This is a genomic window from Nocardioides terrigena, from assembly GCF_003047265.1.
GTDB classification, from domain to species: domain Bacteria; phylum Actinomycetota; class Actinomycetes; order Propionibacteriales; family Nocardioidaceae; genus Nocardioides; species Nocardioides terrigena.
Window position 1 is genome coordinate 300996 of sequence record NZ_PZYY01000005.1, and the last position, 25733, is coordinate 326728.

General features: G+C 73.1%; 21 protein-coding genes, 1 tRNA gene and 1 riboswitch. Of the genes, 11 read left to right on the forward strand and 11 right to left on the reverse strand.

Annotated elements, in window-relative coordinates; genetic code table 11:
* Positions 1–509: 509 nt before the first annotated feature.
* Entirely contained in the window at positions 510–998 is a 489-nt protein-coding gene (ispF, locus tag DAE25_RS13015) for a 2-C-methyl-D-erythritol 2,4-cyclodiphosphate synthase (protein WP_107766739.1), read from the reverse strand.
* A gap of 57 nt (positions 999–1055) precedes the next feature.
* On the opposite strand from ispF, the gene DAE25_RS13020 reads away from it, so the two are divergent.
* Complete coding sequence (locus tag DAE25_RS13020; RefSeq protein ID WP_107766607.1) at positions 1056–2582, forward strand: molybdopterin-dependent oxidoreductase; 1527 nt, start codon at positions 1056–1058, stop codon at positions 2580–2582.
* A gap of 9 nt (positions 2583–2591) precedes the next feature.
* Here DAE25_RS13020 and DAE25_RS13025 read toward each other — a convergent pair whose 3' ends face one another.
* Positions 2592–3824: a C39 family peptidase gene (locus DAE25_RS13025; RefSeq protein WP_107766608.1), complete on the reverse strand. Its 1233-nt coding sequence runs from the start codon at positions 3822–3824 to the stop codon at positions 2592–2594.
* Between the two features lie 94 nt (positions 3825–3918).
* Here DAE25_RS13025 and cysS point away from each other — a divergent pair, with 94 nt between their 5' ends.
* The 4 genes from cysS (at position 3919) to DAE25_RS13045 (ending at position 9429) form a co-directional block, all read left to right on the forward strand.
* Entirely contained in the window at positions 3919–5331 is a 1413-nt protein-coding gene (gene cysS / locus DAE25_RS13030) for a cysteine--tRNA ligase (protein WP_107766609.1), read from the forward strand.
* A gap of 59 nt (positions 5332–5390) precedes the next feature.
* Positions 5391–6353 carry a 23S rRNA (guanosine(2251)-2'-O)-methyltransferase RlmB gene (gene rlmB / locus DAE25_RS13035; protein ID WP_056887030.1) on the forward strand — a complete coding sequence of 321 codons (963 nt, stop codon included), beginning with the start codon at positions 5391–5393 and terminating at the stop codon, positions 6351–6353.
* The gene (locus DAE25_RS13040) at positions 6350–7861 is read left to right on the forward strand and encodes a metallophosphoesterase (protein ID WP_234411026.1); all 1512 of its coding nucleotides are present in this window, start codon (positions 6350–6352) and stop codon (positions 7859–7861) included. Before rlmB ends, DAE25_RS13040 begins: the two co-directional genes overlap by 4 nt.
* Before the next feature lie 68 nt (positions 7862–7929).
* A complete protein-coding gene (locus DAE25_RS13045) occupies positions 7930–9429 on the forward strand; it encodes a HEAT repeat domain-containing protein (RefSeq protein WP_107766610.1) in 1500 nt (499 codons plus the stop codon).
* A gap of 4 nt (positions 9430–9433) precedes the next feature.
* Here DAE25_RS13045 and DAE25_RS13050 read toward each other — a convergent pair whose 3' ends face one another.
* Genes DAE25_RS13050 through DAE25_RS13060 form a run of 3 tightly spaced genes read right to left on the reverse strand, consistent with a single transcriptional unit; the run spans position 9434 to position 13791 of the window.
* Positions 9434–10624, reverse strand: a complete 1191-nt coding sequence (locus DAE25_RS13050; protein WP_107766611.1) for a GNAT family N-acetyltransferase — start codon at positions 10622–10624, stop codon at positions 9434–9436.
* Positions 10621–11901 (reverse strand): DUF4032 domain-containing protein, encoded by a 1281-nt coding sequence (locus DAE25_RS13055; protein ID WP_107766612.1) that lies wholly within the window; start codon positions 11899–11901, stop codon positions 10621–10623. The genes DAE25_RS13050 and DAE25_RS13055 overlap by 4 nt, the downstream gene beginning before the upstream one ends.
* Positions 11902–11940: 39 nt before the next feature.
* Positions 11941–13791, reverse strand: coding sequence for a glycoside hydrolase family 13 protein (locus tag DAE25_RS13060; RefSeq protein WP_107766613.1), 1851 nt, complete (start codon positions 13789–13791; stop codon positions 11941–11943).
* A gap of 58 nt (positions 13792–13849) precedes the next feature.
* On the opposite strand from DAE25_RS13060, the gene DAE25_RS13065 reads away from it, so the two are divergent.
* Positions 13850–13921, forward strand: a tRNA-Thr gene (locus tag DAE25_RS13065).
* 67 nt (positions 13922–13988) lie between these two features.
* On the opposite strand, the gene pdxY is transcribed toward DAE25_RS13065, so the two are convergent.
* Both pdxY and DAE25_RS13075 read right to left on the reverse strand, forming a co-directional pair.
* A complete protein-coding gene (gene pdxY, locus DAE25_RS13070) occupies positions 13989–14840 on the reverse strand; it encodes a pyridoxal kinase PdxY (RefSeq protein WP_107766614.1) in 852 nt (283 codons plus the stop codon).
* A 74-nt stretch (positions 14841–14914) separates the two neighbouring features.
* The gene (locus DAE25_RS13075; protein WP_107766615.1) at positions 14915–15604 is read right to left on the reverse strand and encodes a uracil-DNA glycosylase; all 690 of its coding nucleotides are present in this window, start codon (positions 15602–15604) and stop codon (positions 14915–14917) included.
* A 78-nt stretch (positions 15605–15682) separates the two neighbouring features.
* On the opposite strand from DAE25_RS13075, the gene DAE25_RS13080 reads away from it, so the two are divergent.
* Positions 15683–16324: a TetR/AcrR family transcriptional regulator gene (locus tag DAE25_RS13080; RefSeq protein ID WP_107766616.1), complete on the forward strand. Its 642-nt coding sequence runs from the start codon at positions 15683–15685 to the stop codon at positions 16322–16324.
* Between the two features lie 44 nt (positions 16325–16368).
* On the opposite strand, the gene DAE25_RS13085 is transcribed toward DAE25_RS13080, so the two are convergent.
* The 3 genes from DAE25_RS13085 to DAE25_RS13095 are packed head-to-tail and all read right to left on the reverse strand — an operon-like array spanning position 16369 to position 20471.
* A complete protein-coding gene (locus DAE25_RS13085; protein ID WP_107766617.1) occupies positions 16369–17805 on the reverse strand; it encodes a pyridoxal phosphate-dependent decarboxylase family protein in 1437 nt (478 codons plus the stop codon).
* The gene (locus DAE25_RS13090; RefSeq protein WP_107766618.1) at positions 17802–19148 is read right to left on the reverse strand and encodes an MFS transporter; all 1347 of its coding nucleotides are present in this window, start codon (positions 19146–19148) and stop codon (positions 17802–17804) included. Before DAE25_RS13090 ends, DAE25_RS13085 begins: the two co-directional genes overlap by 4 nt.
* Before the next feature lie 27 nt (positions 19149–19175).
* Positions 19176–20471, reverse strand: a complete 1296-nt coding sequence (locus DAE25_RS13095) for an alpha/beta fold hydrolase (RefSeq protein ID WP_107766741.1) — start codon at positions 20469–20471, stop codon at positions 19176–19178.
* A 75-nt stretch (positions 20472–20546) separates the two neighbouring features.
* Between DAE25_RS13095 and DAE25_RS13100 the strand changes: the two genes are divergently transcribed.
* Positions 20547–22103, forward strand: a complete 1557-nt coding sequence (locus DAE25_RS13100; protein WP_107766619.1) for an FMN-binding glutamate synthase family protein — start codon at positions 20547–20549, stop codon at positions 22101–22103.
* Positions 22104–22144: 41 nt separating this feature from the next.
* Here DAE25_RS13100 and DAE25_RS13105 read toward each other — a convergent pair whose 3' ends face one another.
* The gene (locus tag DAE25_RS13105) at positions 22145–23584 is read right to left on the reverse strand and encodes an alpha,alpha-trehalose-phosphate synthase (UDP-forming) (protein WP_325050373.1); all 1440 of its coding nucleotides are present in this window, start codon (positions 23582–23584) and stop codon (positions 22145–22147) included.
* 154 nt (positions 23585–23738) lie between these two features.
* On the opposite strand from DAE25_RS13105, the gene DAE25_RS13110 reads away from it, so the two are divergent.
* From DAE25_RS13110 to otsB, 3 genes are all read left to right on the forward strand, one after another.
* Positions 23739–24047, forward strand: a complete 309-nt coding sequence (locus DAE25_RS13110; protein WP_056887043.1) for a DUF3263 domain-containing protein — start codon at positions 23739–23741, stop codon at positions 24045–24047.
* 8 nt (positions 24048–24055) lie between these two features.
* The gene (locus DAE25_RS13115; RefSeq protein WP_107766621.1) at positions 24056–24601 is read left to right on the forward strand and encodes a LytR C-terminal domain-containing protein; all 546 of its coding nucleotides are present in this window, start codon (positions 24056–24058) and stop codon (positions 24599–24601) included.
* A gap of 69 nt (positions 24602–24670) precedes the next feature.
* On the forward strand, positions 24671–25516 hold the full coding sequence (gene otsB / locus DAE25_RS13120) for a trehalose-phosphatase (protein ID WP_107766622.1): 846 nt from the start codon (positions 24671–24673) through the stop codon (positions 25514–25516).
* A 72-nt stretch (positions 25517–25588) separates the two neighbouring features.
* Positions 25589–25722, forward strand: a riboswitch (SAM riboswitch).
* Positions 25723–25733: the final 11 nt, after the last annotated feature.

Consider the following 25733-nt stretch of genomic DNA (forward strand, 5'->3'; position numbering starts at 1 on the left):
GGCTGGCATGTAACGCGCTGATGCACCAGCTCCACCGCCCGTCGGTGGGGTGCGGAGCGCTGGTAACAGCGCGTTACATGTGCAGGGAGGCGGCGGGTCGGCGGGTCGGCGGTGGGGAACCAGGTCGGCGTACAGCGATCCGGCCCTGCGGCCCTCGTTCCCCACCTGCCTGCCGCGACCGGTTGCGCGTGCTGGGGTGGGGCGACTGACCCGACGAGTGTGCGTGGATGCACCATCCGAGGTCGTCCGGAGGTGCATCCACGCACACTCGTGGCCACAGCCGGACACGGCCAGCCGTCGTACGCCGCGCGGCGAAGCGGCGGGATCGGCGTGGGGAACCAGATCGGCGTACGACGACGCGGCCCGGCAGCTTTCGTTCCCCACCCGCCCCCAGCGGCCCGCCGTCGTACGGCTCACATGTAACGCGCTGTTACGGGAGCTTCGCCACCCACCGGTGGGGTCCGGAGCACCCGTAACGGCGCGTTACAGCGGTGGCGGCGCGGCGGGCGTCACGCGCGCGGGGCCACCAGCGCGGTCGCGATGGCGGCGACGCCCTCACCGCGGCCGGTCAGCCCGAGACCGTCGGTGGTGGTCGCGGACACCGACACAGGCGCCCCGACGGCGGCGGTCAGGGCCGCCTCGGCGTCCGTACGCCGCGGGCCGAGCCGCGGCGCGTTGCCGACGACCTGCACCGCCACGTTGCCGATCTCGAAGCCGGCCGCGCGGACCCGGCGGGCCGCCTCGGCGAGCAGGGTGGCCCCGGAGGCACCGGCCCACTCGGGCTCCGAGGTGCCGAAGTGCGAACCGAGGTCGCCGATGCCCGCCGCGGAGAAGAGCGCGTCGCACGCCGCGTGCGCCGCCACGTCGGCGTCGGAGTGGCCCTCGAGGCCACGCGGCTCGTCCGGCCATGACAGTCCGGCCAGGTGCATCGGCACGCCCTCGACGAGGCGGTGGACGTCGGTGCCGATGCCGGTGCGCGGGAGGGTCACGGGGCCCATCATGCCGCCTGGTCGTCCGCCGACCTCCCGTGAGGCGCCGTCGGACAGAATGGCCCCATGAACCCCTCGTCGCGCCTGCCCTGGGCGCTTGCGGGCATCGTCACCGGCATCGCGGGCCTGGCGACGAGCTATGCCGTGGCGATGGTGCTCACGATCCGCGAGTCGCCCGTGGTGGCCGTCGCGGAGCTCGTCATCCGGCTCACCCCCGGGGCCCTCGCCGAGCAGGCGATCAGCCTCGTCGGCCAGCTCGACAAGCCGTTGCTGGTCGGGGGCATCGTGCTCTTCCTGCTGGCGATGTTCGCCCTGGCCGGACTGATGGCCCGCACGTCGTGGCTGAAGCCGCAGCTGGTGTGGCTCGGCCTGGCCACGGCCGGCGTCGTCGCGGTGCTGCTCCAGCGGGGCGCGGGCGGGGTCGACGTCCTCCCCGTCCTCGTCGGCCTCCTCACCTGGGTGGCGCTGCTCCCCGCACTCACCGCGCCGCTGCGGATGGGGGAGTCGCACCCCGAGCTGGAGTCACGCGAGCGGCGGGTCTTCCTCATGGTCGCCGGCGTGCTCGGCGTCGCCGCCGTGGGGGTCGCGGTCGCCGGCCGCGTCGTCGGCGCCGGTCGCCGGCACGTCATCGAGAGCCGGCGGCTGCTGCGCCTCGACGAGGTGACGCTCCCCGAGGTGCCGGCCGCTGTCTCGTCGGGACTGGCGGAGGTCACCCCGTGGCAGACGCCCAACGACGACTTCTACCTGATCCACACAGCCATCTCGGTGCCGGCGATCGAGCCCAAGGACTGGCGCCTGCGCATCCACGGGATGGTCGACCGCGAGCTGGTGCTCACCTACGACGACCTCATCGCCCGGGGGCTGACCGAGTCGTGGGTGACCCTCAACTGCGTCTCCAACGAGGTCGGCGGGGACCTGATCGGCAACGCCTGGTGGAGCGGCGTACGCGTCGCCGACCTGCTCCAGGAGGCGGGTGTCCGAGGGGATGCCGACTGCGTCCTCCAGACCTCGGAGGACGGGTGGAACTGCGCCACCCCGCTCACCGCCCTCACCGACGACCGCGGCGCGATGCTGGCCGTCGCCATGAACGGCCGGCCGCTGCCCATCGAGCACGGCTTCCCGGTCCGGACCGTGGTCCCGGGGCTCTACGGCTACGTCTCGGCGACCAAGTGGGTCGTCGACTACGAGGTGACGCGCTTCGGCGACGTCGCGGCCTTCTGGACCGAGCGCGGGTGGTCCGAGCTCGGGCCGGTCAAGATCGCCTCCCGCATAGACGTGCCCCGCTCGGGCGCCGACGTCGACCCGGGCACCCTCGACGTGGGTGGCATGGCCTGGAAGCAGCGCACCGGCATCGAGGCCGTCGAGATCGCCCTCGACGGCGGCGCCTGGGAGCGCGTCTCGCTGGCCGCCGCCCCCACCGAGGACACCTGGGTGCAGTGGTCCGGCACCGTCGACGTCACGCCCGGCGACCACACGCTGCGGGTGCGCGCGATCGGCAAGGACGGCGACGTGCAGACGGGCGCGATCGCGGACGTCGTACCCGACGGCGCGACGGGCTGGCACACCGTGGACTTCAGCGTCCGCGACGAGTGACGTGCGGCGTCAGCGGTTGATGACGTACGTCGTCCCGCCGCTGGCGTTGATCCAGATGTCCTCGAGCTGGTCGCGGTCGTAGACCCGGCGGACCGCCCCGTTGGTGGCCCCGGCGGGGTCGTTGACCACCACGTCGCCGTCGGCCTCGAAGCCCACGACCACCAGCAGGTGGCCGTTGCTGGACGAGATCGGGGCGCCGGTGAGCTGCCGGGCGCCGAACGCCACCGAGATCACCAGCGGGACGCCGGCCACGATGTAGTCCTCGGCCTCGCGCAGGTTGCGCAGCCGGGTGACGTAGGCGTCGCCGGTGGTGAGCGTCGCGGCGTACGCCGTGTTGAACGCCCAGTTGCCGGTGCCGCCGTAGCGGTGGTCGTAGACGAGCCGGGCGGTGTGGTCGACCTGCGGGTCCGCGTGCCCGGCCGTGACCGCGGGGAAGGGGCCGGGCTGGAGGCCGTAGTGGCCCAGCACCATCGCGGTGGAGGTGGGCGAGCACCAGGCCTCGCCGCCGCCTCCCCACTGCGGGTAGTGGCCGGAGTGGGTCATCTGGGAGTACGTCGGGACGTCGAGGACGGTGCCCGCCGCCGGGCCGGGCGCGGACGTGGGCGTGCTGCCGCGCGGCGCGATCGCGCTGGCGACGGCGCCGACGCGGTCGACGCGCACCAGCGGCTTGGTCGTGGCGCTGCGGTAGAGCGTCACCCGCACCTGCCACTGGGTGACCGGGGCTGCGGCGACCCAGGTGTCGACGTTGACCCGGCCGAGGTCGTCGGACTGCGAGGCCAGGGACTGGCGACGGACGGCCGGGTTGTCGAGGGCCCACTCGGCCATCGAGTCCCAGCTGGAGGTCCGGCCGTCGGCGGTGCGAGCCCGGACGGCGAACTTGACGACGCTGTCGCCGGTGGTGACGGCCTCCCACGACGGGATGAGCTCGGTGGCGCCGAAGCCGGGCGACGCCCAGGGGGAGGTCCAGCTGCCGGCCTGGTAGGCCCGGCCGTGCAGCTTGCCGGTGCGGGGCTTCTTGAGCAGCAGCGAGCCCTTGGCGGTGCGGACCCCGCGCATGGTGCCGGCGCGCCAGTCGCGGCCCCGGCTCCACGAGGTGTGCTGGATGCTGGAGGCGGCGCGACGCTCGGCAACGCCCTGAGCACCGGGCTCCGCGGCGGACACGGTCACCGGGGAGAGGGCGCCCGCGAGCAGGGCGAGCGCCGGGACGGCGAGGAGCGGACGTCGTACCAGGTAAGGGGCCACCCGACCACGCTAACCCGCAGATGCCCCACCTGTCCCACGAGTCACAGCGCCCGGTCGAATCGTTGTGTCGACGCGCCGCCCCTAGACTTGCCGGGTGAATCTGAGGCTCCACGACACTGCGACCCGCGAGGTCCGTGACTTCGTCCCCCTCGAGGAGGGGAGGGCGGGTATCTACGTCTGTGGACTCACCGTGCAGTCGGAGCCGCACGTCGGCCACGTGCGCTCGGCCGTCAACTTCGACGTGCTGCGCCGCTGGCTGACCGCGAGCGGCTACGACGTGCACTTCATCCGCAACGTCACGGACATCGACGACAAGATCCTCGCGAAGTCCGCCGAGCAGGGCCGCCCTTGGTACAACCTCGCCTACGCCATGCACGCCGAGCTCACCAAGGCGCTGGCCAGCATCAACGTGCTCCCGCCCACCTACGAGCCCGGCGCCACCGGCACGGTCCCGGAGATGGTCGAGCTCATCGAGACGCTCATCGAGCGCGGTCACGCGTACGCCGCGGAGGACGGGTCCGGCGACGTCTACTTCGACGTGCGCTCCTGGCCGTCGTACGGCGAGCTCACCCGGCAGGGCCTCGACGACATGGAGCCGGCGGAGGACGCGGACCCCCGCGGCAAGCGCGACCCCCGCGACTTCGCCCTGTGGAAGGGCTGGAAGACCACCGAGCCCGAGTCCGCCGCCTGGCCCGCCCCGTGGGGCCGCGGCCGTCCGGGCTGGCACATCGAGTGCTCGGCGATGGCCAGCAAGTACCTCGGCCCCGCCTTCGACATCCACGGCGGCGGCGTCGACCTGCGCTTCCCCCACCACGAGAACGAGCTGGCCCAGTCCCGCGCGGCGGGCAAGCCCTTCGCGTCGTACTGGATGCACAACGCCTGGATCACCACGGCCGGCGAGAAGATGAGCAAGTCGCTCGGCAACTCGCTGCTCGTGCCGTCGGTGCTGGAGCGGGTGCGTGGCATCGAGCTGCGGTTCTACATGGTGAGCGCGCACTACCGCTCCCACGTGGAGTTCAGCTTCGAGGCGCTCGACGAGGCGGCCACGTCGTTCCGGCGGATCGAGAACTACCTCGAGCGGGCGGCCGCGCTTCTCGGCGAGGTCCCCGCGAACGGCATCTGGTGCGCGGAGTTCGTCGCGGCCATGGACGACGACCTCGGGACTCCCGCGGCCGTCGCCGCGATCCACGACGTGGTCCGCGAGGGCAACAAGCTGCTCGCCGACGGTCCCTCCGACGCGCTGCGCGGCAACGCGGCCTCGGTGCGCGCCATGCTCGGCGTGCTCGGGCTCGACCCGGCCGACCCCGGCTGGTCCGACGGCAGCAGCGGCGCCGAGGCCGAGCAGCTGCGCGGCGCCGTCGACGTACTCATCACCGCACTGCTCGAGGACCGGGCCCAGGCACGCGCCGACAAGGACTGGGGTCGCGCCGACGCGATCCGGGACCGGATCAAGGCCGCCGGCATCGAGATCGAAGACACGCCCTCCGGGCCGAAGTGGAGCATCTGACATGCCAGGGATTTCGAGGCTCACAAGCTCGCACCTCAATCACCGAGAAGGACACTGACGTGCCAGGTAATAGCCAGCGCAAGGGCGCGATCCGCAAGACGGGCAAGGGCCCGACGGCCGGATCGGGCGGGCGCGTCAAGCGCGGCCTCGAGGGCAAGGGCCCCACGCCCAAGGCCAAGGACCGGCCGTACCACAAGGCCCACAAGGACGCGAAGCGCGCCGAGCGCTCCGGGCGCACCGAGACCACCCGTCCCAAGCGGCGTACGACGAAGTCGACCGAGGCCGAGTGGGTGGCCGGGCGCAACTCCGTCGTCGAGGCGCTGCGGGCCGGGATCCCGATCACGTCGGTGTACGTCGCCGAGGGCGCCGAGCGCGACGGCCGGCTGCGCGAGGCGTTCAAGATCGCCGCGGAGCAGGGCTACTCCATGATGGAGGTGACCCGTGGAGAGATGGACCGGATGACCGGTGGCGCGGTGCACCAGGGCCTCGCGGCCCGCCTGCCGTCCTACGAGTACGCCCACCCCGACGACCTCCTCGACCGTGCCGCCGAGATGGGCGAGAAGCCCCTCATCGTGGCCCTCGACTCGGTCACCGACCCGCGCAACCTCGGTGCCGTCATCCGGTCGGCGGCAGGCTTCGGCGCCCACGGCGTCCTGATCCCCGAGCGCCGGGCGGCCGGCATGACCGCGTCGGCGTGGAAGACCAGCGCCGGTGCCGCGGCCCGCATCCCGGTCGCGCAGACGGTCAACCTCACCCGACAGCTCAAGGCCTACCAGGACGCGGGCTGCATGGTGGTCGGCCTGGCCGCCGACGGCGACGTCGCGCTGCCCGACCTCGAGCTCGCCGACGGCCCGCTCGTCGTCGTCGTCGGCTCCGAGGGCAAGGGCCTGGGCCGCCTCGTGACCGAGACCTGCGACCAGCTCGTCTCGATCCCGATGGCCAACCAGCTGGAGTCGCTCAACGCGGGAGTGGCCGCGTCGGTGACGCTGTACTCGATCGCGCAGGCGCGCGCCCGGGCGTGAGTCGCACCCGCACCATCACCACCGTCGCCGTGGCGGTGGGCTGCCTCGTCGTCGCGGTGGTCGCGACGGTCACCCTGTTCCTCTCCGGGAGCAGGACGATCGTCGTGGCCAGCCACGACGCGACGGTGCAGCCGACCCTCGACGGGGACGTGGTGGTGCGCACCGGGCCGCTGCTGCCGGACGTACGCCGCCAGGGCGACGGGCCGGTCGGCGTCGAGCTCGTGCTCGGCAAGACCGAGGCCGGGTCCGCCGACGAGCTGATCGACCGCTACGCCTTCATCGCCAGCCAGCCCGAGGCGCAGGTGGCCAAGGTGGAGGCCGCGGTCCGGGACATCGCCCTGTCGGCGGCCATCCGCGGCCTCGGCATCGGCCTGGTGCCCCTCGCCGTCTGGCTGCTCCTCGGACCGCACCGGCGCGGCGAGCTCTTCCGCGGGCTGCGCACCCGCCGCGGCGCCGTGGCCGGGGTGCTCCTGGTGGCCCTGCCGCTCGCCCTCTGGCAGCCGTGGGACGGAGACGCGGAGACCCAGGAGGCCGAGCAGGACTGGATCCCGCTGGGCACCTTCCTCGGCGCGGCCGTGCCACTGCCCTCCGAGGCCGACGGCATCGAGGTCCGCACCGGCCCGACGACCACCCAGACCCGCCGCCTGATCGGCAGCGCGGTGAGCACCTACGACAAGAGCAAGGCGTTCTACGCCGAGGCGGCCGAGGCGGCCGCCGACCTCGAGCTGCGCCAGCCCGAGGAGGGCGAGACGGTGGCGCTGCTCGTCAGCGACCGCCACGACAACATCGGCATGGACCCGGTCGCCCGCGCGATCGGCGTCGCGGGCGGGGCCACGGCCGTCCTGGACGCCGGGGACGACACCTCGACCGGCCAGCCGTGGGAGGCGTTCAGCCTGGACTCGCTCAACGGCGCGTTCGACGACCTCGACCGCTGGGCGATCGCCGGCAACCACGACAACGGCCCGTTCGTCATCGGCTACCTCGCGGACCTGGGCTGGACGACCTTCGACGGCGAGCCCGCGGAGGGCCCCGGCGGCGGGTTGGTCCTGGGCGTGGACGACCCCCGCGCCAGCGGGCTCGGCGACTGGCGCGAGGAGACCGGCCTCAGCTTCACCGAGGTGGGCGAGCGGCTGGCCGACGCGGCCTGCGCCTCCGAGGAGCGCATCGCCACCCTGCTCGTGCACGACGCCAACCTCGGCCGCGAGACCTTGGCCCGCGGCTGCGCCGACCTCGTGGTCGGTGGCCACACCCACGTCCAGCGCGGGCCGGAGGCGGTGCTCGGCGAGGACGGGCAGGTCGGCTGGACCTACACCAACGGCACCACCGGCGGCGCGGCGTACGCGATCGCGGTCGGCAGCAAGCCGCGGCGCGACGCGGGCGTCAGCCTGGTGACCTACGGCGAGGACGGCCGCCCCGTCGGGGTGCAGCCGGTCCGGCTCCAGACCGACGGGACCTTCGTCGTCGGCGACTTCGCACCGCTCGAGTACGCCGAGCCCGCGGCGGACTGAGGAGTCACCGGCACGTCGTACGTCGCGTCGTCGGGGTGATGTCGGTGGTCCGTGGTGATACTCGGACCATGTCGGGGGGCCGCACGATCACCGTGGACGACGCGACCGCGCTCGACGGTCCCGAGATCGACGTCGCCGCGCGGGTGGCCTGGGTGCTGCGGATGGCCCGGACGACCTCGGCGAGCGGCATCCAGCTGCGTGCCCTGGCCGACGAGCTCGGGACCAGCGCCGCCCGCCTGTCCCGCATGGAGACCGGCCAGCTGCGCGACGGCCGGGTGGTCGACGGCTACGAGTCCGCGCTCGGCCTGGTGGAGGGGTCGCTGCGGGCACCCATCGACATCCTGTGCCGCACCTTCCCGCAGGTCAGCCCGCGCGACGCCGACCCGGGCAGCCGCATCGAGACCGTCCGCGAGCTCTCCCAGCTCACCGAGCGGCTGCAGGGCGCCGTCCCCGTCACGGGCGGCGAGTGGCTGCGCTGGGCACGGGCCACCGCGTCCCCGGGCAACATCGGCCTGCCCGAGCGGCAGGGCCTCGAGCTGCTGACCCGGCTGGTCTCCGAGCTGGCCCGGTCGGTCTCCCACGGCTACCCCTTGCGCTACGAGGCGTTGTCCCTCGTCCGCTGCAGCGCCTACGGCCACCTCGTCCTCTCGGTGACCCAGGAGGAGGTGGCCCGCACCCACGCGCAGGGGCTCGGCGACCTGATGAGCGCGGTCGGCGAGGCGGTCACCGACGACGCCCTCGACTGGTGCCTCGCCCTGCTGGTCGACGAGCGGGAGTACGTCGCCCGGTGCAGCGCCCTGGCGATCGAGAACATGGGGCAGATCAGCGGCACCTTCTTCTGGGAGGGCGTGGGGCCCCGGCTCCTCGACGCCCTGGAGGCCACCGAGGCGGGCTCCTCGCAGGAGGAGTGGGTCACCCACCTCGTCCGGCTCGTCCCACGCGACGTCTGGCGGAGCAACGGCCTCGTCCCGGGGCGACCGCTCCCGCCGGCCGCCCCGGTGCCGACGATGAGCCGTGACGAGTCCAACGCGCTGTGGCGCGAGTGCGTCTCGGCGGCCCGGGTGATCGGGGACGAGACGGGTGTCGGCGAGCAGCCGATGCTCGCGCGCCTGCTCTACGACATCTCCTTCGGCCACTGGGAGACGCGCGCCGTCACCTCCTACATGCTGCTCAGCGGCCTCCCCGTCCTCGCCGGCCCCGCCGGCCAGCGGGTGGCCGCCCTGGTCGAGGCGACCGAGGACCCCCGGATCCGGGCCCGCGGCGCGCGCCGGCTCCTCGGCGTGCTGCACGGGCACGACATCCCACTGGTGCAGCGATGGTTCACCGATCCCGACCCCGGCCTGAGGGGCGCGGCGCTGGGCGTGGCCGGGTCCGCCGGACGCGGCATCCCGGCGGACGTCCTCCACACCGGGCTGCGCGACCCCGAGACCCGGCGCCTCGCCATCTACGCCGCCGGGATGAGCGGCCACCCCGGGCTCGCCGGGATCGCCGTGGCCCCGGACCTGCCCGCGGACGTCCGGGCGGCTGCGCGCTGGTGGCTGGAGCAGGGCGGCCGGGTGGTCGAGTGAGCCCTCAGAAGTAGTCGCGGACGTGCACGCGCCGGCCGCCGAAGAGGGTGTCGAGCACGGGGTCCGAGGTCGTGTCGCCGTCCATCAGCCCGGCCGACCGGATCGCCGCGCACGCCTGGGCGCCGGACACGAGCAGTGCGAGCCCTCTCGGGGACAGCTCCGGCCCGCCGTACGACGCGTCGCCGGGCGTGCAGGTCGAGACCCCGCCGGCGGTGGTGAGCACCCAGGCCCCGTCGGTCGTGCCCAGCGGGTCTCCCGCCACGGTGAAGGGGACCCGGGCGTCCAGCGGCCCGAGCCGCAGCCCGGTGAGGGCGCCGGCCACGTCGTGGACGCGCAGCATGTAGGGCATCTGCCGGGAGACCCGCCACTCGGAGAAGGGCAGCGCGAGCCGCACCGGGTCGTCGCCCGAGGTGCTCAGCCGCACCCGGCCGGTGACCGAGGCATGGCTGCCGAGCATCGCCCACAGCGAGCGGGTGGCGCCCGCGTGCAGCGAGACCAGGTCGTCGACCACGATCGTCGCGCTGTCGTCGTACCCGGTGCCGCGGTGCCAGCTCGCACAGCCGACCACGGTGTCGTCGACCACCGCGAGGGTGATCGCCGTGAACGCTGCGACCAGCTCGGCGGGGTTGGTGGGGAAGGACGGGCCGGTGCGGGTGAGCGGGCCGTTGTGGGCGGACGCCCAGGTCGCGTAGAGGCGGCGTACGTCGTCCACGTCGGCGGCCGTGGCGCGGCGCAGGGTGACCGCCGGGTCGGGGCTGACACGGCTCAGCCGGTCGGTCGCGAGCTCGACCTCGAGCAGGCTGGTGACGATCTCGTAGCCGTAGCGGCGGTAGATGGCGGGCGCCGTCGGGTAGAGCGTCGACACGACCTCGCCCCGCTCCCGCAGCCCCTCGTCGAGCACCGTCGCCATCAGGGCGTCGAGCAGGCCCGCACCGCGGCTCTCCGCCGCGACCGCGACGCCGGCGATGCCGCAGGTCGGGACCTCCCGACCGTGCCACCAGGAGTGGTACTCGCGGCCCATCACGCGCGCGACGAGGCGGTCGCCGTCCCACGTGCCCCACGAGTGGCGGCCCGGCAGAGGCCAGGTGTCCGGCGAGGGCGGGGTGAAGTCGGCGGGCAGGTCGCCGAAGGCCTCGGCGCTGAGGGTGATCGAGGCGCCGATGTCGTCGGGGCCGAGAGGACGCGGGGCGGTCATGCGTCCTCTGCGGCGCCGGAGTCCGTGCCGCCACCGGTCCCGCTCGCGCTCCCGCCGCTCCCCGCGACGTCGGTGTCGGCGGCGATCAGCTCGTCGGGCTTCTTCGTGAGCACGGTGTCGATGTAGTCGCGGGCGGTCTCGAAGATGCCGACCTCGTGCCCGGCCCGCTCCGAGAGGTACCACCGGTGGACGAGGATCTCGTGGTAGATCTCGGCCGGCTCGAGCTTGCCGCGGGCGTCGCGGGGGACCATCTCCATGATCGGCTCGAAGAACTGCGTCATCCAGCGACCGGCGACCAGGTGCCGGTCCTCGCGACCCAGGTCGTAGTGGGCGGTGAAGGACGCGAGGTCGTTGAGCAGGCGCCGGGCCTGGTTGTCCTCGACGTTCATGCCGGTGAGGGACTGCAGCTCGCGGCGGTGGTGACCTAGCTCGACGACCTTGGGCTGGATGCGCACCCGGTCGCCGTCGAAGTCGGTGACGATGTCGAGCTCGTCGACGTCGAAGCCCATGTCGTTGAGCCGCTCGATGCGGCTCTCGATGCGCCACATCTCGTCGGCGGTGAACTCCTCCTCGCTGGTGAGCTCGGCCCAGAGCTTGTCGTACTGCTCGCGCAACCGGGTGATGACGGCGAAGTTGTCGAAGTCCTCGCTCACCGTGCCGCTCGCCTGGAGGTCCATCAGCTCGGCGAAGATGTTCTCGGTGCCGACGGTGAGGTCGTAGTCACGCATCCGGTCGCTGATGTCGTGGTGCAGCTCGCCGGTCTCGGCGTCCACGAGGTACGCCGCGAAGTCGCCGGCCGCCCGCCGGAACAGCACGTTGGACAGCGAGACGTCGCCCCAGTAGAAGCCGGAGAGGTGCAGGCGCACGAGCAGCACCACGATGGCGTCGATGAGGCTGGGCAGGTTGTCGGCGGTCATGCCGTGCGAGAAGAGGCTGCGGTAGGGCAGCGAGAACCGCAGGTGCTCGGTCATCAGGGCTGCCGGCAGCTCCTCGCCGTGGTCGTCGACCCGGCCGGCGACCACGCCCTGCGGCACCACCGCGGGCAGGCCCTCACGCTGGAGGTCACGCAGCAGGCGGTACTCCCGGAAGGCGATGTCCTCCTGCGTCTCCTTGACCGCGTAGGTCCGGTTGCCGAGCCGGACGATGCGGACGACGTGACGGCTCAGGCCGCGCGGGAGCGGGACGACGTACTCGTCGGTCCACTCCTCCAGGGGCGTCGACCACGGCAGCTTGATGATCGCCGGATCGGGACGACTCGCCACGATGCGCAGGGCCATGGTCGGCAACCTACTCCCCGGCGGCCCGGTGGGGCGCGGTCATCCGTCGAGGCGCCAGACGTCCAGCCGGGCACCGGGGGTCGCCGGGACGACGACCTCGCCGCCGGGCCCCTCGAGGTCGGCGCCGCCCGGCTCGGTCCCCAGCAGGTGCGTCGCGCGGTCCGCGGTGGTCAGCGTGAAGGCGTCGCCACCGGCGCGTCGGGCGACCACCAGCAGGCGCTGGCCGTCGAGCTCGCGCACGAAGGCGATGGTGTCGTCGTCGACGTGGGCCCAGCGCAGCCCGCCGTGGCGCAGCGCGCCGTAGGAGCGGCGCAGGCGGGCGAGGTGGGAGTACGCCGCGAGGGTGTCGGTGTCCCACTCCTCGCGGCGGTGCCACGGCATGGTGCGGCGCGAGTCCTCGCCGGTGACGCCCTCGAGGCCGATCTCGTCGCCCGCGAAGACCATCGGGACGCCCGGCATCGTGAACTGGAGGCCGGCCGCGACCCGGTGCACGTCAGCGCGGCCGACCATGGTGCGGATCCGGGCGGAGTCGTGGGAGCCGAGGATGTTCCACGACTGGGAGGTCGCCCGCCAGCCGAAGGCCGCGTGCCAGGCGCGGAACGTCTCGACGACCGCGCCGCCGGGTCGCCGGGGGACCTGCACCGGTCGGCCGAAGGCCCGCGCCGGGGTGGCGGGGTCGCGCAGCCAGGACCACAGCGGCCAGGAGAAGCCGGAGTAGTTCATGGTGCCGTGCCAGCCGTCGCCGTCGATGTCGCCGGTGGCGTCGTGGTTGTGCTCGCCGATGACGAGCGGGTCGTCGCGGAGCTCGGCGGCCGTGTGTCGCGCGGCACGGGCCACGTCGTGCGCGACGTCGAGGGCGCCGAGGCGCCCGGTCATGTTGGCCACGTCGATCCGCCAGCCGTCGACGTCGTACGGCGGCCGCAGCCAGCGCCCGACCACGGAGTCCGGGCCCTCGACCATCGCGGCCCGCAGGTCCGGGTCGCCGTGGTTGACCTTGGGCAGCGTGGTGTGGCCCATCCAGGTCGCGTAGGTGCCGTCCGGCTCGAAGTAGTAGTAGGACCGGGTCGCGGCGGTGGGGTCGGCGGCCGCCGCGGTGAACCACTCGTGGGTGTCGCCGGTGTGGTTGGTGGTGAGGTCGCCGAGGATCCGCCAGCCGCGGGCGTGCACCGCGGTGGAGAGCCGCTCGTAGGCCTCGTCGCCACCGAGCAGCGGGTCGACCCGGTCGAAGGTGGTCGCGTTGTAGCGGTGGTTGCTCTCGCCGGGGAAGACCGGGGTCGTGTAGACGATGTCGGCGCCGACCTCCTCCACGTGGTCGAGGTGCTCGGTGATGCCGTCGAGGTCGCCGCCGAAGAGCTGGAGCGGGGTGCGCGGGTCGAACGGCTCGAAGATCACCTCGTCGTCCCAGCCGGCCGCGATCGCCCACTCCGGGGTCGGCCGCTCGTCGGCCGCGGCGGAGCGCGCGAAGCGGTCGGGGAACACCTGGTAGACCACGCCGTCGCGACCCCAGTCCGGTGCGGCGGAGTAGGCGCTGATGATGTGGTCGGTCGCGTCCGGGACGTCGATGCCCACGATGCCGGACGCCGTGAGCCACTCCTGCTCGTGCTGTCCCTCGACTGCGTCGCCACCCTCGCGGACGAGGAGGAAGCGGTAGTGGGTCACCGGGTTGTGCACCGGCAGCTCGCCCGACCACCACGTGGTGTCGCCGTCCGTGGTGGCGGTCATCGGGTGGAAGACCGGCTCCGCGTCGTACGTCGTCCGCAGCCACACCGCGTCGACGGGATCGGCGGCGCTGGTCCGCACCCGGACGGTCACCACGTCCCCGAGGCGCGGGGACTCGTCGGAGACGTGGAGGGGGGAGCCGTCGTGGTGCGGCAGGTCGAGCAGGGACATGCCCGCATTCTCGCAGGGGCCGGCGTCTAGGATTGCCGGCGCTGCGTCCGCGCAGCAGGCCGCGTTAGCTCAGGGGTAGAGCACCAATCTTGTAAATTGGGTTGCGAGAGTTCGAATCTCTCACGCGGCTCCGATCTTCTGTGTGGCTTCAGTGCCACCTGGTGACACCGAAGCCACACACAGCTCCGTGATGTCAGTCAGCGGACCTGCTTGACCTCGAACTGCAGCTGCGGGTGCGCGAAGGCGTCCTGCGACTGGATGAGGCGCAGCTCGCGCTCGCCGGAGTCGAGGGTGTTCTGCAGGAGGTCGAAGACCGAGCTGACGGTCGCGGCCAGGGCCTCGGCCGGCGAGCCGGTGGAGTGCAGGTGCGCGGTGAAGAGGGCGGCCGTCACGTCGCCCGAGCCGTTGGCCTTCATCGGCAGCCGCGGGGTCTGCACGATCCAGGCACCTTCGTGGGTCACGGCCATCATCTCGAGGGTGTCGGCGGGCGCGTCCGGGCGCTGGACGCTGGTGACCAGCACGGTCGACGGGCCCATGGCCATCGCCCGGTCGGCGGAGGCGAGGGTCGACTCGAGGTCGGCGGGTGCGGTGTCGGTGAGGAAGCCCAGCTCGAACTGGTTGGGCGTGATCACGTCGGCCGCCGGCACGACCCGCTCGCGGATGATCGGGGGGATGGCCGGGTCGACGAAGCAGCCCGACGTCGCGTTGCCCATGACCGGGTCGCAGGTGTAGGTCGCCGCCGGGTTGGCCGCCTTGACCCGGGCGACGGCGTCGAGGATGACGTCGGCGATGCCGGCGCCGCCCTGGTAGCCCGAGAGCACCGCGTCCACCTGGCCGAGCACGCCGCGGTCCTCGATGCCGGTGATCACCTCGGCCACGTCGGTCGGCGGGATGAGCGGACCGCGCCACGCGCCGTACCCGGTGTGGTTGGAGAAGTTGACGGTGTGGACCGGCCAGACCTCGTGCCCGAGCCGCTGGAGCGGGAAGACGGCCGCGGAGTTGCCGACGTGGCCGTAGGCGACCGAGGACTGGATCGAGAGGACCTTCATCCCACCGAGACTAGTGACGGGGCGCCTCGGGGTGTGAACCCACGGGCCGGGCGACCGGCAGCGAGCGGCCGCGGTTACCCGGGGAGCCGCCAGGCCACCGGCGTCCCGCCCTGCTCCTCGAGCAGCCGGTCGACGCGCGAGAACGGGCGGGAGCCGAAGAAGCCCCGCGACGCGGACAGCGGGGAGGGGTGCGCCGACTCGACCCACGGGATGGACCCGAGCATCGGCTTGAGCGACTGGGCGTCGCGGCCCCAGAGGATCGCCGCGCACGGTCCGCCCCGGGCGGCGAGCACGTGGATCGCCCGCTCGGTGACCTCCTCCCACCCGCGGCCGCGGTGCGACGCGGCCTGGCCGGGAGTGACCGTGAGGACCCGGTTGAGCAGCATCACGCCCTGGTCGGCCCAGCCGGTGAGGTCGCCGTGCGGGGCGGGCGTGATGTCGAGGTCTGCCTGCAGCTCGGCGTAGATGTTGGCCAGCGACCGCGGCACCGGACGCACGTCGGGGGCGACGGCGAACGACAGCCCGATCGGGTGGCCGGGGGTCGGGTAGGGGTCCTGGCCGACCACCAGCACGCGGACGTCGGCCAGCGGGCGCTCGAAGGCCCGCAGCACGTGGTCGCCGTCCGGCAGGTAGCCACGCCCGGCGGCGATCTCCTCCCGCAGGAAGCGCCCCATCGCCTCGATCCGGTCCTCCACGGGGGCCAGCGCCTCCGCCCAGTCGGCCGCCACGAGTCCCCGGTCCACCAGTCCCTGCAGAGTGCTCACGCGACGACGCTAGCCGGTCCGTACGACGCGGGGCCGCGGCCCGGCGCGCGGCCGGCGGGCGGTCCTACACTGGCGGGCATGCTGGAGGGGAACCGCGGGACCGGGGTGGCCGCGCGCCGCAGCGCGACCCGGCGCGTGCCACGCCAGGAGCGGAGCCGACGACGCGTCGAGCAGATCCTGGACGCCGCCTCCCGCCTCGTGCTCGAGCGCGGCGTCGATGCACTGACGACCCGGGCGATCGCCGAGGCGGCGGACGTCCCGGTCGCGTCGCTGTACCAGTACTTCCACGACAAGGAGGACATCCTCCTCGCCCTCGTCGAGCGGGACCGGGCCGAGATGGACGAGCAGCTGCTGGCCGACCTGGCCGGTATCGACGAGCTCTCGCTCCCGGCCCTCGTCGAGACCGCGATGCGGGCCTTCACCAAGGTCTACGCACGCCGCCCGGCCTTCGTGGAGATCTGGCTGCGCGGTCGCGACAACCCGGCGATCCGGGAGCGCGGTCGCGAGCACAGCGTCGAGATCGCCTCGAACCTCCTGCAGTTCGCCGAGGCCGCCGGGCTGCTGTCGCACGACGTGCCGCCCAAGATCGCCCTGCTCGCCGTCGAGGTGGGCGAGCGGGTCTTCCAGCTCGCCTACGCCCAGGACCTGGAGGGGGACCAGGAGCTGGTCGAGGAGGGCATCCGGATGGTCTCCGGCTACCTCGCGCCCTACTCCCGCTGAGTCGTCCGGCGGACCCTCGGAGCGCCGGCCTCAGCGCGCCGGCCTCAGCGAACCGGCCGCGACAGCCGGTCCAGGAAGGCGACGAGCAGCGCCTCGCGCATGGCGGGCGCGGCCACGTCGAGCATGGCGTTGACCCCGGCCATCCGCCCGGGCAGGGCGAGCGACCCGTCCGCGGACTCGCCGACGAGCCCCGAGGCGGCCAGCAGCCCGTCGAAGTCGTCGTCGCCCAGGGTGGCCGGGTCGAGCGACTCGATGAACGCGACCACGCCCTCGTCCACGGCGACCGGCCCGGCCGCCTGCGCCGCGGCGACCGACTCGCCGAGGGCGGTCGTGAAGTCGTCGAGCCCGGCGAGCGTCGCCGCGCTCACCGAGAGGTGCACGCTGGCCGGCTGCCCGTCGTACGACAGCTGCGGCTGGACGTACCAGCCGCGCGCGACCATCTCGTCGGTGAGCGTGAAGGGGTCGCACGAGTCGTCGGTGGCCAGCGCCACGAGCGTCGACTCCGGGGGCGCGACGACGCGCAGCGCGGGGACGGCCTCCACGGCGGCGACGATCCGGTCGACGGCCTCGAAGACCTGCGCGGCCAGCCGGAGGTAGCCCTCGTCGCCGATCGCGGTCACCACTGCCCAGGTGCCGGCGATCGGCCCGCCGGAGCGGGTGGACTGGGTCGTCTGGTTGAGCATCGTGTAGCCCGGCCACGCGGCCGAGGCGAAGAACTGCGGCTTGCGCAGCGCCGCGTCGCGGTGCAGCAGCAGCGAGGTGCCCTTGGGGGCGTAGGCGTACTTGTGGGTGTCGACGCTGATCGACGTCACGCCCTCCACCGCGAACGTCCACGGCGTGACCGGCCGCCCCAGCCGGGCGGCGTACGGCAGCACCCAGCCACCGATGCAGGCATCGACGTGGCAGCGGACGCCGGCGGCGTGCGCGGCGGTCGCGATCTCGGTCACGGGGTCCACGACCCCGTGGGCGTACGACGGCGCGCTGGCCACCACGAGCACCGTGCGGTCGTCGATCGCCGCGGCCATCGCGGCCGCGTCGGCCCGGAAGTCGGCGCCGACCGGCACCAGCACCGCCTCGACGCCGAAGTAGTGCGCGGCCTTGTGGAACGCCGCGTGCGCGGTGGTGGGCAGCACCATCGTCGGCCGCTCCACGTCGGGTCGGGAGTCGCGCGCGCCCTGCACGGCCAGCAGGATCGACTCGGTGCCCCCGGACGTCACCGTGCCGACCGCGGAGTCCGGGGCGTCGAGCAGGCCGCAGGCGACCCCGACGAGCTCGTTCTCCATCCGGAGCAGGCTGGGGAAGGCGGTCGGGTCGAGGGCGTTGGAGCCGGCGTACGCCGCCACCGCCTCGCGGCCGATCCGGTCCACCTCGGCGTCGCCGCCGTCGTACACGTAGGCGAGCGTGCGGCCGCCGTGGACGGGCAGGTCGTCCGCCTGCAGCTCACGCATCCGGTCCAGCGGGTTCATGTCGGCGGGGTTCATGTCGTGGCCTCCGTGGTCGCGCGGGCGACGGCGTCCGCATCGAGGGTGTAGCGGCGCAGCCAGAGCAGGCTGAGCAGGGTCAGGGCGGCGGGGAGCAGTGAGAAGCCGAGCGTGATCGCGGTGCGGGCCGACCCGGGCTGGGTGACCTCGCCTCCCTGCGACGAGACGTACCCGCCGAGGGCCAGCACGACCGCGAAGACCGCCGGCCCCAGCGCCAGCCCGAGGGTCTCGCCCGCGGTCCAGACGCCGGTGTAGACGCCGGCGCGGTTCTCGCCGGTCCGCGCGGCGTCGGTCGCGGCCGCGTCGGGCAGCATCGCCATCGGGAAGACCTGGCACCCCGCGTAGCCCACGCCCACCAGTCCGACCGCCGCGAAGGTGACCGCCGCCGGCGCGTACGGCGCGAGGACCGCCGTCGCGGCACCGGTCGCGAGCACCAGGGAGGAGGCGGTGTAACCGCGCTGCTTGCCGACGCGAGCGCCGTACCGCGCCCACAGCGGCGTGAGGACCAGCGCGGGGCCGACGAAGCAGACGAAGAGAATCGTGGCGGCGCCGCTCGACTCGAGCACGTCCGAGGCCAGGTAGTCGACGCCGGCGAGCATGCAGCCGGTGGCCAGCGCCTGCAGGACGAAGGTCGTCAGCAGCAGCCGGAAGTCGCGCGCGGTGGCCACGATCCGCAGCTGCTCGCGCAACGACCCCGCCCCGGCCGCGACCGCGCCGATCGGTGCGCGCCGGGTGCCGACGTAGGCCGCCAGGACGCCGACGCCGATGAGGACGGCCATCACCACGCCCATCACGCGGTAGCCGTCCCGCCCGCCGACGGCGTCCCGGATGAGCGGAGCCGTGGCGCCGGCCAGCATGATCGTGAAAGCGAGGATCGCCACGCGGGCGGTCATCAACCGGGTGCGCTCGTCGTACGACGAGGTGATCTCGGCGGGCATCGCGACGTAGGGGACCTGGAAGAAGGCGTACGCCGTCGCGGCCAGCACGAAGAACACCAGCACCCAGCTGGCCTCGAGGACCTGCGAGCCCAGGTCGGGGGGCGCGAAGATCAGCGCGAAGGCCCCGGCCAGCATCACCCCGGCCCGCAGCAGCCACGGGCGCCGGGGCCCGGCGGGGTCGACGGTGCGGTCGCTGATCCGGCCCGCGACCGGGTTGAGCACGACGTCCCACGCCTTGGGGGCGAAGACGATGAGGCCGGCCCACAGGGCGGCGATGCCCAGGGTGTCGGTGAGGTAGGGCAGCAGCATCAGGCCGGGCACGGTGCCGAAGGCACCCGTCGCGACCGACCCGGACCCGTAGCCCCAGCGCACGCTGCGCGGCAGCGTGCCGCCGGTGTCGTCCATGCCGCGACTCTAGGGCCGCGCGACCGCTCAGGTGCCGAGCGAGCGGGATCCGGCCGAGCCGTAGCGACGGGTGGGGTTGGCGCCGATGGCGTCGGGGCCGGGGGTCGCGTCCTTCGCGGGTGCCTTGTGGGTGGTGGTCTTGCGGACCGCCGGCGGCTTCTTCGCCGCCTTCTGCCCCGCTGTCTTCGGGGCGGCGTCCAGCTTCCGCTTCTTCGTCTTCTTCGTACGCCGCGTGGTCGGGGCCGGCGCGTCGTCGCTGGACCACTGCTCGATCCACTCGTCGAGGACCCGCCAGGTGCTGCCGCGGGCGGCCCGGCCGGTGAGCATGCCCAGGTGCCCGCCGGGCACGATCTCGAAGCGGACCTCGCGGGCGGCCTTCAACAGGGCGAGCACCGGGCGCACGGCGGCCACGGGCGCGATGCCGTCGGTGGCGCCGGCGAAGACCAGCACGGGGGCGGTGATGGCGGACAGCTCGATGGTCCGGTCGCCGAGCTCCATCGCGCCGGCCGCGAGCGAGTTGCCCTTGACGAAGCGGTGGTAGAGCTGGCCGAAGGTCCGGCCGGGGTAGGCGATCATGTTGGCCGTGAAGCGGTCGACCGCCTCGAGCTGGGCGAGGTAGTCGGTGTCGTCGAGGTGCGTCACGACGGCCACCGGCTTGGTGACGACCTTCTGCACGGACGCCGCCGTGAAGGCCCAGTTGACCAGCGGCTGCGGGATCCCGCCGAGCGCGCGGTAGCTGCGGGTGAGCAGGCCCCGCCCGTCGGTGAGGTTGAGCAGGGGGCGCATCGGCGCCACCAGGGGCACCTTCTTCACGTCGACCGGCGAGCCGACTACCGTGAGGGACGCGATCGGCAGCTCGGGCTGGTCGGCGGCGGTGAGCATCGCGAAGATGCCGCCGAGGCTCCAGCCGACGACGTGCACCGGACGGCCTCCTGCGTGCGCCGACACCTCCCGGATGGCCTGGGGGAGGACCTCGTCGACCCAGTGCTCCATGCCGAGGCTGCGGTTGCGGAAGGACACCTGGCCGTACTCCACCAGGTAGGTGCGGCGGCCCAGGGAGACGAAGTGCTCCACCAGCGAGCAGCCCCGGCGCAGGTCGTAGCAGATCGCGGGCGCGGCCAGCGGGGTCACCAGCAGCACCGGGTCGCCCGACTCGTGGACGGTCGCCGCCGGCCGGTAGTGGTAGACCTCGCGCAGCTCCCCGTCGTCGATCAGGGTGCGCGGCATCGGGCGCAGGTCGGCCAGACCGCCGTACAGCACCTTGTGGGCGACGTTGCCCGCCGCCGCGACCAGCTGGTCGGGCTTCGGGGGGAAGAGGTCCATGGGGGCGAAGATACGCCGGGTCACCACGCCCCGGGGGATGTTGCCCGCGGACCGGGTCAGGACTAGACACGACCCATGAAGTGGAACCTCGCCGCCCTCGGCGCCGGCGCCCTCGCCGGCCTCGTCGCGCACGACGTCACCCAGCGTAACCACGCGATCATCCGCAACTTCCCGGTGGCCGGGCACCTGCGGTTCTTCCTGGAGCGCTTCGGACCCGAGCTGCGGCAGTACATCGTCACCAGCAACGACGAGGAGCGGCCCTTCAGCCGCGATCAGCGGCGGTGGATCTACGCGAGCTCCAAGCTGGAGAACAACTACTTCGGCTTCGGCACCGACAACGACATGGAGCGGGTCGAGGGCTACCCGATCATCAAGCACCGGACCTTCATGGGCCCGGGCGCGGCGACCATGCCGCACGCCGACGACGAGATCACCCTGCCGAGCGCCAAGGTGATGGGGGCCGCCCGCGGCCGCCGGCACGCCTTCCGGCCCGCCTCGGTGGTCAACATCTCGGGGATGAGCTTCGGCTCGCTCTCCGGCAAGGCGATCGAGGCGCTCAACCAGGGTGCCGCGATGGCGGGCTGCTTCCAGAACACCGGCGAGGGCGCGCTCTCGCCGTACCACCGCAACGGCGGCGACATCGTCTTCCAGATCGGCACCAGCTACTTCGGCTGCCGCGACGAGCAGGGCCGCTTCGACCTGCCCCGACTCGTCGACCTGGTCCAGTCGGCGCCGGTGCGGGCCATCGAGATCAAGCTGTCCCAGGGCGCCAAGCCCGGCCTCGGCGGCATGTTGCCGGGGGAGAAGGTCAGCGCCGAGATCGCCGAGATCCGCGGCATCCCCGCGGGCGAGGACTGCGCCTCCCCGAGCCGGCACGCCGTCTTCGACGACGTCGACTCGATGCTCGACTTCGTGGAGACCGTCGCGGACGCCACCGGCCTTCCCGTCGGCGTGAAGTCGGCGGTCGGCAACATGACGCTCTGGGACCAGCTGGTGGAGGCGATGGCCGCGGGCGGCCGGGGCGTCGACTTCGTCAACATCGACGGGGGCGAGGGCGGCACCGGCGCGGCGCCGATGATCTTCGCCGACTCGGTGGCCTACCCGTTCCGGATCGCCTTCAGCCAGGTCTACCGGCGCTTCGCCGCGGCCGGTCTCACCGACGACGTCACCTTCATCGGGGCGGGCAAGCTCGGCATCCCGGAGAACGCCGTCGTCGCCTTCGCCCTCGGCGCCGACATGATCAACGTCGGACGCGAGGCGATGATGTCGATCGGCTGCATCCAGGCCCAGAAGTGCCACACCGACCACTGCCCGGTGGGCATCGCGACGCAGAACCCGCGCTACACCTTCGGCCTCGACGTCGAGCTCAAGAGCGTGCGGGCGGCCAACTACGTCCGGTCGCTGCGCCGGGACCTGCTCAAGGTCTCCGAGGCCGTGGGGGTCGTGCACCCCGGGCTCATCACGCCGTGGGACGTCGACATCCTCACCGGGCACCGCTCCACCGAGGCGCTGCACGACGTCTACGGCTACGAGGACGACTGGGGCGCGATCGGCCCGGACCTGCGCACCACGATCGAGGAGATCATGATGGCGCAGGGCGAGTCACCGCTGCCCCGCCCGACCACCCGCTGAGGCGGGCCCGGACGCGGCACCGGGCGCCCGTCGTACGCCGCTCAGCTGCGGCGGGCGGGTCGCACGCTCTTGTCGTGCTCGTGCTGCCCGGTGGCCAGCTCGGTGAGGAACTTGTCGGCCCACGCCGCGACGTCGTGCTCGACGACGGTCTTGCGCATCGCCTTCATCCGGCGGGTGGTCTCCTTGGGCTCGGCGTGGAACGCGTCGAGCAGCGCCTGCTTGATGCCGTTGATGTCGTAGGGGTTGACCAGCCAGGCCTGCCGCAGCTCGTCGGCGGCTCCGGCGAACTCCGAGAGCACCAGCGCACCGTCGGACTCGTAGCGGCAGGCGACGTACTCCTTGGCGACGAGGTTCATGCCGTCGCGGAACGGCGTGACGACCATGATGTCGGCGGCCCGGTAGAGCGCCGCCATCTCCTCGCGCGGGTAGGAGGAGTGCAGGTAGGAGATGGCCGGCTTGCCGATCTGCCCGAGGTCGCCGTTGAGCCGGCCCACGAGCCGGTCGATGTCGTCGCGGAGGATGCGGTACTGCTCGACCCGCTCGCGCGACGGGGTGGCGACCTGGACGAAGACGGCGTCCTCCACGTCGAGCTCGCCCTCGGCGATCAGCTCGCCGAAGGCGCGCAGCCGGGCCACGATGCCCTTGGTGTAGTCGAGCCGGTCGATGCCCAGGAAGACCTTGCGGGGGCTGCCGAGGGCCTCGCGGATCTCGTCGGCCCGCTCCTGGACGGCCTCGGAGCGGGCAAGCTCCTCGAAGCCTGCGGTGTCGATGGAGATGGGGAACGCCGCGGCCTTCACGGTCCGGCCGTCGGGCAGGTAGACGAGGTCGCGGTGCGTCTTGTGGCCGACGCGGTGGCGGACGAGGCGCACGAAGTTGCCCGCGCCGCCCGCGAGCTGGAAGCCGATCAGGTCGGCGCCGAGCAGCCCCTCGAGGATCTGCCGGCGCCACGGCAGCTGGCTGAAGAGCTCGGCCGGGGGGAAGGGGATGTGCAGGTAGAAGCCGATGCGCAGGTCGGGACGGAGGTCGCGCAGCATCTGGGGCACCAGCTGCAGCTGGTAGTCCTGGACCCAGACGGTGGCGCCCTCGGCGGCGACCTCGGCGCTCTTCTCGGCGAAGCGCCGGTTGACCGTGACGTAGGAGTCCCACCACTCGCGGTGGAACTCGGGCTTGGCCACGACGTCGTGGTAGAGCGGCCACAGGGTGCCGTTGGAGAAGCCCTCGTAGAACTCCTCGACCTCCTGGGCGCTCAGGTGGACCGGCACCAGCTGGAGCCCGTCCTCGACGAAGGGCTCGAGGTCGTCGTCGGGGGCGCCCGGCCAGCCGATCCAGGCGCCGTCGTTGGCCCGCATCACCGGCTCGAGGGCCGAGACCAGGCCGCCGGGGGAGCGCCGCCAGTCGTTGGTGCCGTCGGGATTGGTCACCCGGTCGACGGGGAGTCTGTTGGCGACGATCACGAGGTCGGCGCGGCCTGGAGTGGTCACGGGCCTCACCCTAGCGAGCCGCACAGCACCCCTGAGGGGGTCGCTACTGCACCGACACGCCACAAGCCCGTGCGACTCGCCGAAGGCGAATGACATCGCTGTGGTTCGTCACCTAGAGTGGTGCCACAGCAGTTCCTTCGAAGGGGAGACCGACATGGCCGACGCCGTCCAGCACACCGGCGCGCACGAGCCGGGTCACGAGCCGGGAGCGCCGGGCCTGACCCAGCGCGACAGCGACATCCTCGAGTTCGAGCGCCACTGGTGGAAGTACGCCGGCGCCAAGGAGCAGGCGGTCCGCGAGAAGTTCGACATGTCCTCGACGCGCTACTACCAGGTGCTCAACGCCCTCATCGACCGTCCCGAGGCCCTCGAGGCCGACCCGCTGCTGGTGCGTCGCCTGCGCCGGCTGCGTGCCTCCCGCCAGCGCCAGCGCTCGGCCCGCCGCCTCGGCTTCGAGCTCTGAGCAGACCGATGACCGCCTCTTCCCCGCTCCGGTCCCGCACGTCCTCCGCCTCCTCCCGCCGCCGTGACGAGCGCGGCGTGGCCTTCCCGTCGCCCGTGGTGATGCTCAGCATCATCGCCGTCGCGATGGCCGGCTTCGCCTTCGTCGCCACCTCTGACGAGGAGCCCACGGAGCGGCGCATCACCACCGCGTCGGCCCCCGCCACCGAGACCCCGACCCCCGAGGTCGTCCCGACGACGCCTGCCCCGACCAAGAAGCCCAAGCCCAAGCCCGAGGTCCAGCGCGGCGAGGTCTACGTCGAGGTCTACAACAACTCCGGCATCAAGGGCCTTGCCGCCGGCACCGCCGCCAAGGCGACCCAGGTCGGCTGGCAGGTCGTGGGCGAGGACAACTGGCAGGGCGTCATCCCGGCCTCCACGGTCTACTACCCGGCCCGCCTCGAGGCCGCGGCCAAGCTGCTCGCCCTCGACCTGGGCATCCAGCGGACCGCGCCCGCGGTCGTGCCGATGCGGATGGACCGCCTCACCGTCATCCTCACCGTCGACGCCGCCTGACCGGTCCCGACGACCCCACGGACGGGACTGGTTGTCCGGTCTTCAACCGGTCGTGGTTGGCTGAGGGGCATGGAGTTCACCTCCCCCGAGGCCCGTGAGCGGTACGACGCCGTCGTCCGCGCCGTCGACCAGGTCGTCGTCGGCCTCGACTTCGACGGCGTCCTCTCGCCGATCGTCGACGAGCCGAGCGAGGCGCACATCCACCCGGACGCGCCGGAGGTCCTCGTCGCGCTGAGCGACGTCGTGCGCGCGGTCGCGGTGGTCACGGGACGTCCGGCCCGCCAGGCGCTGGCCCTCGGCGGTCTCGACGAGGTCGGCGACGCCATCGGCGACCACGGCAAGGAGCTCTTCCTCTTCGGTCAGTACGGCAACGAGCGCTGGTCCTCGACCAGCCGCCGGGTGATCTCCCCGCGACCCCCGCACGGCCTGTCCACCTTCGAGCGCGAGCTCCCCGGCCTGATGCGTCGTGCGGACGCCGGCGACGCGCACGTCGAGGAGAAGGGGCTGGCGGTCGCCGTGCACACCCGTCGTCTCGAGGACCCGGCGGCGGCGTTCGAGCGGTTGCTGCCGCCGATGCGCGAGCTGGCCGCCCGCCACGGCCTCGTCGTCGAGCCGGGTCGCAACGTGATCGAGGTCCGCTCGGACGGCATGCACAAGGGGCACGCGGTGGAGACCCTCGTGCGCGAGCAGTCGGCCGGCGGCTTCCTCTTCGCCGGGGACGACCTCGGCGACATCGAGGCCTTCGAGGCCGTCGCCGCCCTCCGCGAGCAGGGACTGCCGACGCTGCTGGTGGCCGCCGCGTCCGACGAGCAGTCCGCCCTGGTGCCGCTCGCCGACGTCGTCGTACCCGGTCCCGACGGGGTGCTCGACCTGCTGCGCCAGCTGACGGCCGACGCCGTCGCCCGCACCTCCTGAGTGGCGTGCGGCACGCCTCTCCAGCATGTGGACTCGATGTGCACATGCTGAGACGACCTGCCTAACCTAGAGACCTCATCACGAGGGACTGAGGGAACGGCCCGACGACGTCCCGGCAACCGCCACGAACCTCCTGCCGCACGCGGCAGTCGTGGAAACGGTGCCAATTCCGTCCCGGAGCGAAAGTCGCCCGGGGTAGATGAGAAGGAGGACGAGT

Excerpts from the sequence above, each read along its gene's own strand:
- ispF (WP_107766739.1), bottom strand. The coding sequence starts at position 998 with ATGGGCCCCGTGACCCTCCCGCGCACCGGCATCGGCACCGACGTCCAC.
- DAE25_RS13020 (WP_107766607.1), top strand. The coding sequence starts at position 1,056 with ATGAACCCCTCGTCGCGCCTGCCCTGGGCGCTTGCGGGCATCGTCACC.
- DAE25_RS13045 (WP_107766610.1), top strand. The coding sequence starts at position 7,930 with ATGTCGGGGGGCCGCACGATCACCGTGGACGACGCGACCGCGCTCGAC.
- DAE25_RS13050 (WP_107766611.1), bottom strand. The coding sequence starts at position 10,624 with ATGACCGCCCCGCGTCCTCTCGGCCCCGACGACATCGGCGCCTCGATC.
- DAE25_RS13055 (WP_107766612.1), bottom strand. The coding sequence starts at position 11,901 with ATGGCCCTGCGCATCGTGGCGAGTCGTCCCGATCCGGCGATCATCAAG.
- DAE25_RS13060 (WP_107766613.1), bottom strand. The coding sequence starts at position 13,791 with ATGTCCCTGCTCGACCTGCCGCACCACGACGGCTCCCCCCTCCACGTC.
- pdxY (WP_107766614.1), bottom strand. The coding sequence starts at position 14,840 with ATGAAGGTCCTCTCGATCCAGTCCTCGGTCGCCTACGGCCACGTCGGC.
- DAE25_RS13080 (WP_107766616.1), top strand. The coding sequence starts at position 15,683 with ATGCTGGAGGGGAACCGCGGGACCGGGGTGGCCGCGCGCCGCAGCGCG.
- DAE25_RS13085 (WP_107766617.1), bottom strand. The coding sequence starts at position 17,805 with ATGAACCCCGCCGACATGAACCCGCTGGACCGGATGCGTGAGCTGCAG.
- DAE25_RS13090 (WP_107766618.1), bottom strand. The coding sequence starts at position 19,148 with ATGGACGACACCGGCGGCACGCTGCCGCGCAGCGTGCGCTGGGGCTAC.
- DAE25_RS13095 (WP_107766741.1), bottom strand. The coding sequence starts at position 20,471 with ATGGACCTCTTCCCCCCGAAGCCCGACCAGCTGGTCGCGGCGGCGGGC.
- DAE25_RS13100 (WP_107766619.1), top strand. The coding sequence starts at position 20,547 with ATGAAGTGGAACCTCGCCGCCCTCGGCGCCGGCGCCCTCGCCGGCCTC.
- DAE25_RS13110 (WP_056887043.1), top strand. The coding sequence starts at position 23,739 with ATGGCCGACGCCGTCCAGCACACCGGCGCGCACGAGCCGGGTCACGAG.
- DAE25_RS13115 (WP_107766621.1), top strand. The coding sequence starts at position 24,056 with ATGACCGCCTCTTCCCCGCTCCGGTCCCGCACGTCCTCCGCCTCCTCC.
- otsB (WP_107766622.1), top strand. The coding sequence starts at position 24,671 with ATGGAGTTCACCTCCCCCGAGGCCCGTGAGCGGTACGACGCCGTCGTC.